Below are 6,502 nucleotides of genomic sequence, written 5' to 3'. Positions count from 1 at the left end.
AAAACGCTCGGCTGGGACACCCCAGCCGAGCGCCTCGCTAAGCTCCTAGCCGTCAATGACTAGCCAACGTGTTGCAACGACCCCTTGAAACCGCCATCGCTCCGGGGGCCTTCGCAGTGTCAGGGTCAGGGACGCCGGCGCTTGCCGTCGGTGTGCGGGATGCGCTCGGTGGGGATGACGCCGAGTCGGCCGGCCTTGAAGTCCTCGAACGCCTGGAGCAGTTCGTCGCGGGTGTTCATGACGAACGGCCCGTACTGCGCCACCGGCTCGCGGATGGGCTGACCGCCCATGATGTAGAGGTCGAGCGCCGGGGTGTTGCTGTCCTGCGTGGCGTTGGCGCTGAAGCGCAGCGCGTTGCCCGGACCGTGCACCGCGAGCTGGCCGGTGTGGACCGGTCGGCGCTCGGCGCCGACGGTGCCGCGCCCGCCGAGCACGTACACCAGGGCGTTGAAGTTGGGGTTCCAGGGCAGGTCGACCTGAGCGCCGGGCTGGACGGTGACGTGGCTGATGGTGATCGGCGTGAACGTGGAGCCCGGCCCCTTGTGCCCGGCGATCTCACCGGCGATGACGCGGATGAGCGCGCCGCCGTCCTCGGTGGTGAGCAGCGCCGACTCCCGGCCCCGGATGTCCTGGTACTGGGGTGGGTTCATCTTGGCCTTGCGGGGCAGGTTGACCCAGAGCTGCGTGCCGTGGAAGAGGCCACCGCTCGTGACCAGGTGCTCCGGCGGCGCCTCGATGTGCAGCAGGCCACTGCCGGCCGTCATCCACTGGGTGTCGCCGTCGGTGATGGTGCCGCCGCCGCCCTGCGAGTCCTGGTGGTCGAAGACGCCGTCGATGATGTACGTGACGGTCTCGAAGCCGCGGTGCGGGTGCCACGGGGTGCCCTTGGGCTCTCCCGGCGCGTAGTCGACCTCACCCATCTGGTCGAGGTGGATGAACGGGTCCAGCTCGGTCGTCGACACCCCGGCGAAGGCCCGGCGGACCGGGAAACCCTCGCCCTCGAAGCCGCTGGGCGCGGTGGTCACCTTGCGGACCTTGCGGATCGTGGTGGCCTTGTGCAGCTTGGGCAGGCGGGGCAGGACGAGGACGTTGTCAACGGTGATCGCGGGCATCGCGGCGCTCCTTAGCGTGTGGCGTGGGTGTCCGACGTGGTCCCGGCCGCCCGCAGGCGGCGGCCGAGCCGGTCGAAGATCCGGGTGAGGCAGGCGACCTCGGCGTCGTCGAGGTCGTCCATCAGATGGGTACGCACCGACGCCAGGTGGTGCGGCGCGGCCTCGGTCAGGGTGAGCAGCCCGGCGGCGGTGAGCACGGCTTCGCTGCCGCGCCGATCGTCCGGGCAGGGCTCCTTGCTGACCAGGCCGCGCCGCTGCATCGAGGAGATCTGGTACGTGAGGCGGCTGGGGGAGAAGACCAGGCGGCCGGCCAGTTCGCCCATGCGCAGCCGTTGCCCCGGCGCTTCGGAGAGCAGGACCAGCACGTGGTAGTCGGCGAAGCTGAGGTCGCTGTCGGCCCGTAGGTCGTCTTCCATCTGGGTGAACAGGCGCTGGCTGGCCTCGATGTAGGCGCGCCAGGCGGCCGCTCGGGTGCTGTCCAGGCTCTCTGTCACGACCACGACACTAGCACTAGTTGAAAATTTAACTAGTGATGTTCGGGGTTGCCTGCGTCACGTCTGTCCGGTTGCAGGATCGCTTCTTACAGCTTTGAAGGAGCCTCTGAGCAATCCGGCGGCGGGACGGACGCGACGTGTGCCAGACTCCGGCCTCGTGGAACATGTGGAGCTGGCCGCCGACGATCTGTTGCTGCGCCCCTGGCGGGACGCGGACGCCCCGGCGGTGCTCGACGCCCTGCGCGACCCGGCCATCGCCCAGTGGAACCCGCAGGGCGACGGCCCCGTCGACGACCAGGTCGCCCTGCTCTGGGTGCGTCGCCGGGCCGACTGGTCGTTCGGTGACCACGCCTCGCTGGCGGTGACCGACGCCGGTGGCGGCGAACTGCTCGGCTCGGTGTCGCTGCACCACATCCGGCACGGCGACGCCTCGATCGGCTACTGGACGATGCCGGCGGCGCGCGGGCGCGGTGTCGCGACGCGGGCCGTCGCCCGGCTCACCGCGTGGGCGTTCGACGACCTCCGGCTGCACCGGATCGAGCTGTGCCACGCCGTCGCCAACCCGGCGTCCTGCCGGGTCGCCGACCGGGCCGGCTACCCCGCCGAGGGGACGCTACGCGAGTCGTACCGGTACGGCGACGGCCGCCGCTACGACGAGCACCTGCACGCCCGCCTGTCCACCGACCGCTAACAGCCTGCTCTCGACATGGGCGGTCCGCTGAGCCTCAGTCACCTTCGAAATGCCGGATCTCGCCTGCTTCGTCCCTGTACATGAAAGAGTGAGCATCGTGACGACGGACCATCCGACATCTGCGGCGACAGACCCGGGGTACGCCGCCGCGCTGGACACGGCTGAACGTCTGCTGGGCTTCCGCTTGGAGCGCTTTCTTGGCGCCACGCCTGGTGAGCCAGCCAACGGCGCAGACTTCAAACGGATCGCAACAGTGCACGCCTTTGGCGACGTCTGGCCGCGCACCGAGCACCTGGATACACCGACGCGGGCACTGGTGTCCGTCACCATCGCGGCGACGCTCGGCGTCCTGGAGCCCCTCCGTGGTCAGCTCCGCATCGCGCTCAACGCCGGGGCCACCAAGGAAGAGATCGTCGAAGTCTTTCTTCAGGTCGCGGCCTACGCTGGCGTGGCACGCGCGTTCGACGGCTACCAGGTCGCGGCCCAGGTCTTCGCAGAGAAGCCGGAGCGTTCAGACCCTGCTAAGTGAGGGATTCAGGGACGTGCGTAGCGCGCCCAGCAAATACCGCCACCCCTGGTCGCTGATTGCGTCCGAGGCCGCCCGCGGGCTCAGCGCCTGTTCCATATCGGCGTCCTTGCACGCGACGGTGCCGAGTTCTGGATGTGTGGGCCGAGGTGCTACCTCTTCTGGTTCGACAGGGCCTACACCTACATAGGGCAGCTCGACGCCGACCTAGAGACTCTTCGCAGCAACAAGCCCATAATTGACCCCATCGCCGATAGTGGATTTCGCAATATTCTGGCGGCGGCCGTTGAGGTGGGATGGGGGATATGGGGTGAACGAGGAAGAGGCTCAGAAAAGTGCTTCACCTGGCAGTTCAGATGATGTCCCCGACGAAGTCACGTCGCCACCGGCCACAGGAGACAGTGAAGGCCGGCAATCCCGCTCTCCGTCGCGGCCGTGGGAAGCCGTGGCCGCAGTTTCTGCCGCTGCCGGGGTGATCGTGGCGCTCGCCGTCGGCCTACCGAGTGTTCTGTCGGAGAAGTCTGGAGAGTCCGATCGTCCCCCGACCTCTGTGTCCCCGACGTCGGCCCCGGCGCAGGCGCCGTCGCCCAGCCCTCCACCGCCTGTCATGATCCTCACGCCGACGTCAACAGATGGCGCCACCGTGGAGTGTGTGAAAGACGCCTGCGCCGTCGAGGTACGCGGCAGGACGCGCGCCGCGACGGGGCTGCATTCGTACGTGCTGATCGCGCGTGAATGCTGCCCCGGAGACGTGCCGCGGTACTACGTCCAGTGGGATTCCACGAAAGAGATTCCCGGTGGAGACTGGGTTGCTCTGGCCTACGTCCAAAAGCCGCCCGTCAACGCTACGTTCCAGATCAAGGCGATTCTCACGACCTCCGCCGTCCGGCCGACGCCCGGAGCCGATGACCTCGTCGTCTGGTCCGACGACATGGCGAAGACCGTCGGGCTTGTCGCGGAGACACCGACGGTCGCCGTGAAGGTCACGGACGTCGTCCAGGTGACCGCATTCTGCGACTGCTCATAGCGCGGGGTTACGTGCTCGACCGACCGCCGGTTACTCGGTGACCCTGCGCAGGAACGCGGCCAGGTGGCCGGTGGTGCGGTCGATTTTCTCGGTCAGGGTGAGGGTCTCCTCGATCCGCCGACCGGCGTCCTTCCGGCCCCGCACGTAGAGGGAACAGGCCAGGTCGGAGCAGACGTACGCGCCCACGGAGTTGCCCTGCCGGCCCTCGCGGCCGGCCTTGCGGGCGGTCATCAGCGAGACACCGTCGCCGGTGTGGGTGGTCAGGCAGAAGGAGCACATGCTGCGCCGTACCCGCCCGGTCTGCTGCGGCGCCACCCGCAGTGCGACCCCGACGGGACCGTCGTCGGTCTCGGCGACCAGGTACGCCCGCTGCGGCGCGGCGGGGTCCCGCCAGCCGAGGAAGTCGAGGTCGTCCCAGGGGTACGTCTCCAGATCGGCCGGTACGGCCAGCCGCTTCGCCTCGCCCTGGGTGCAGTTGACGAAGGAGGCGCGGATGGCGGGTTCGGTGATGGCTAGCATAGGTAGTAGCCTAGCTCTCCTAGGCAAGTGATTAACCAGGCTAGGTTGAGGGGTGTGGCGAGTGGCACGTGCCGGCGTGACGGTTGAGCGATTGACCCAGGTGGCGGCCGACCTGGCCGACGAGGTGGGCGTCGAGAACGTGACCGTCGCCGCACTCGCGCGGCACTTCGGCGTGAAGGACGCGAGCCTCTACTTCCACCTCAAGAACGCCCGCGATCTGCGCGTCCGGATCGCCCTGCTGGCGCTCGCCGAGCTGGCCGACCAGGTCTCGGACGCGCTCGCCGGCCGGGCCGGCAAGGACGCCCTGGTCGCGTTCGCCAACGCCTACCGGGACTACGCGACGCGGCACCCCGGCCGCTACGCCGCCATGCAGATCGACCTCGACCCCGAGACGGCCGCCGCGAGCGCCGGAATCCGGCACTCGGAGATGACCCGGGCCATCCTGCGCGGCTACCGGCTCGCCGAGCCCGACCAGACCGACGCTATCCGGATGATGCACAGCACCTTCCACGGCTTCGTGAGCCTGGAGCGGACCGGCGGCTTCCGCCACACGCCGCGTCCGACGGACGACTCCTGGATCCGTACCCTCGATGCTCTGGATGTTGTTCTCAGCAACTGGCCACGGCGGTGACGGCCGGGCGAGCATGGCGGTCCATGCTTTGCCCGGCCGTCATCCAGCGCGACTCCGGCCCAGGTCAGGACCCCGGAGGTGACGCGAGGTTCACCAGCCAGTCGGTTCCGAACCGGTCGGTGCACCTGCCGTAGCGAGCGCCCCACGGCGACGGCGCGAACGGGACGGTGACGGCACCTTCCGCGCTGAGCCGCTCCCAGTACCCGGTCATCTCCGTCTCGTCATCACCGCCCAGCGTGATCGACGACGTGCCGCCGGGCCGGTCGTCGCCCGGCGTCCGGTCCGAGCCCATCAGCACGATCCCGGACGCGCCTTGGAGCATCGCGTGCGCGACCAGGTCGTCGACCGCCGTTCCGGTGGGGCCGTGCAGGTCGCCGAAGGTGGCGACCTGGAGATCGCCGCCGAACACCGACTGGTAGAACCGCATGGCGTCCCGCGCGTTGCCCGCGAAGCTGAGGTACGGGCTCACCCGGGCGGTCATCGGCCGGCCTCGGCGGCGAGCGGGCGTCGCGCTGCGGTCCGCTGCCGGAGCAGGACGAACCCGAGCCCCGCCAGGAACCAGGCGGCGAGCACCGCGAGCGGCACCAGCGTGTGCGAGCCGCCGAAGTAGCCGAAGTTGTTCACCGCGCGAACGGCCGCGCCCGGCGGGAGCTTCGCCGAGATCGCCTGCGCCCAGCTCGGCAGCAGGTCGACGCCGATCGTCGCTCCGCTCGTCGCGTTGCCGATGGTGGTGAGGGTGAGCACGGCGAGCGCGATACCGATCGGCCCGAGCCAGGCGCCGAGGGCCTTCGTGGTGAAGGCGCTGGCGGCCGAGAGCAGGATGAGCGACAGGGCGAGCAGGGGGAACGGCGCCGTCAGTGAGCCGTACACCGGGCCGGCGACGGTGGCCGCGACCACGCCGATCAGGACGGCGAACCCGCCCATCGCGTAGAGCCGGTGGCGCAGGCGCACCTTCGCGGTGGCCGCGGTGAGCCCCTGCGCGAGGACGAACGACGAGAGGGTGACCCCGAAGACGACGTAGAAGGCGGACAGCCCGCGGCTGTCGTAGCTCGCCAGCGGGACGATGTCGTTCTCCTGGACCGTCACGCCGGCCTGGCGGGCGAAACCGGCCACGAGTTGCCGGGCGGCGCCGCTCTCGCTGAATCCGCTCGCGCCGGCGTAGTCGAGCCGCACGCTGTCGGGGGCGGTCGGGCTGAGGACCGCGACGGCGTCGCCGTCGTGGACCAGGGCGGTGCCGGCATCGACGCTGGTGACCGGGGTGACGGCGACGGCGTCGCCGAGACCGGCCTGGGCGGCGGTGGCGAACTGGTCGCCGACCACCGCGATCGGCAGGCGGCTCGGCGCGGGATCACGTTGCAGCCCGACGTAGACGGCGATGAACGCCGTACCGATGATCAGCCCGGTGATCACCAGAGAGAGCCAGGCGGCACGCTGGGTGGTGACGGGCGTTTCCCGCCTGGTGGGTGGATCGGATGGCGACGTCATGGGTGCTTCCTCGGGTA

Annotated in this window: 9 protein-coding genes; 4 read left to right on the top strand and 5 right to left on the bottom strand. The window is 69.7% G+C overall.

Annotated features, from left to right (window positions below; all coding sequences use genetic code 11):
- Window positions 1–125 precede the first annotated feature (125 nt).
- Both ABZ272_RS30825 and ABZ272_RS30820 read right to left on the bottom strand, forming a co-directional pair.
- On the bottom strand, window positions 126–1,112 hold the full coding sequence (locus tag ABZ272_RS30825; RefSeq protein WP_355053447.1) for a pirin family protein: 987 nt from the start codon (window positions 1,110–1,112) through the stop codon (window positions 126–128).
- 11 nt (window positions 1,113–1,123) lie between these two features.
- Window positions 1,124–1,606 (bottom strand): MarR family transcriptional regulator, encoded by a 483-nt coding sequence (locus tag ABZ272_RS30820; protein WP_355053446.1) that lies wholly within the window; start codon window positions 1,604–1,606, stop codon window positions 1,124–1,126.
- Window positions 1,607–1,763: 157 nt separating this feature from the next.
- Here ABZ272_RS30820 and ABZ272_RS30815 point away from each other — a divergent pair, with 157 nt between their 5' ends.
- From ABZ272_RS30815 to ABZ272_RS30805, 3 genes are all read left to right on the top strand, one after another.
- Complete coding sequence (locus ABZ272_RS30815) at window positions 1,764–2,297, top strand: GNAT family N-acetyltransferase (RefSeq protein ID WP_355053445.1); 534 nt, start codon at window positions 1,764–1,766, stop codon at window positions 2,295–2,297.
- A gap of 97 nt (window positions 2,298–2,394) precedes the next feature.
- On the top strand, window positions 2,395–2,826 hold the full coding sequence (locus ABZ272_RS30810; RefSeq protein ID WP_355053444.1) for a carboxymuconolactone decarboxylase family protein: 432 nt from the start codon (window positions 2,395–2,397) through the stop codon (window positions 2,824–2,826).
- A 604-nt stretch (window positions 2,827–3,430) separates the two neighbouring features.
- Window positions 3,431–3,850, top strand: a complete 420-nt coding sequence (locus tag ABZ272_RS30805) for a hypothetical protein (RefSeq protein ID WP_355053443.1) — start codon at window positions 3,431–3,433, stop codon at window positions 3,848–3,850.
- Window positions 3,851–3,880: 30 nt separating this feature from the next.
- Here the strand turns inward: ABZ272_RS30805 and ABZ272_RS30800 are convergent, their stop codons facing one another.
- Entirely contained in the window at window positions 3,881–4,369 is a 489-nt protein-coding gene (locus tag ABZ272_RS30800) for an FBP domain-containing protein (RefSeq protein WP_355053442.1), read from the bottom strand.
- A gap of 76 nt (window positions 4,370–4,445) precedes the next feature.
- Between ABZ272_RS30800 and ABZ272_RS30795 the strand changes: the two genes are divergently transcribed.
- Window positions 4,446–5,000, top strand: coding sequence for a WHG domain-containing protein (locus ABZ272_RS30795; protein WP_355053441.1), 555 nt, complete (start codon window positions 4,446–4,448; stop codon window positions 4,998–5,000).
- 64 nt (window positions 5,001–5,064) lie between these two features.
- On the opposite strand, the gene ABZ272_RS30790 is transcribed toward ABZ272_RS30795, so the two are convergent.
- Complete coding sequence (locus ABZ272_RS30790; protein ID WP_355053440.1) at window positions 5,065–5,481, bottom strand: VOC family protein; 417 nt, start codon at window positions 5,479–5,481, stop codon at window positions 5,065–5,067.
- The gene (locus tag ABZ272_RS30785; RefSeq protein ID WP_355053439.1) at window positions 5,478–6,485 is read right to left on the bottom strand and encodes a hypothetical protein; all 1,008 of its coding nucleotides are present in this window, start codon (window positions 6,483–6,485) and stop codon (window positions 5,478–5,480) included. The genes ABZ272_RS30790 and ABZ272_RS30785 overlap by 4 nt, the downstream gene beginning before the upstream one ends.
- Window positions 6,486–6,502: the final 17 nt, after the last annotated feature.

Origin of the sequence: Micromonospora sp. NPDC005979 (assembly GCF_040614415.1) — a bacterium.
Classification (GTDB): Bacteria; Actinomycetota; Actinomycetes; order Mycobacteriales; family Micromonosporaceae; genus Micromonospora.
This window is presented reverse-complemented; position numbering and strand designations above follow the sequence as displayed.

Coding starts and splice junctions, on each gene's coding strand:
- ABZ272_RS30790 (WP_355053440.1), bottom strand. CDS start 5,481: ATGACCGCCCGGGTGAGCCCGTACCTCAGCTTCGCGGGCAACGCGCGG.
- ABZ272_RS30785 (WP_355053439.1), bottom strand. CDS start 6,485: ATGACGTCGCCATCCGATCCACCCACCAGGCGGGAAACGCCCGTCACC.
- ABZ272_RS30805 (WP_355053443.1), top strand. CDS start 3,431: ATGATCCTCACGCCGACGTCAACAGATGGCGCCACCGTGGAGTGTGTG.
- ABZ272_RS30825 (WP_355053447.1), bottom strand. CDS start 1,112: ATGCCCGCGATCACCGTTGACAACGTCCTCGTCCTGCCCCGCCTGCCC.
- ABZ272_RS30800 (WP_355053442.1), bottom strand. CDS start 4,369: ATGCTAGCCATCACCGAACCCGCCATCCGCGCCTCCTTCGTCAACTGC.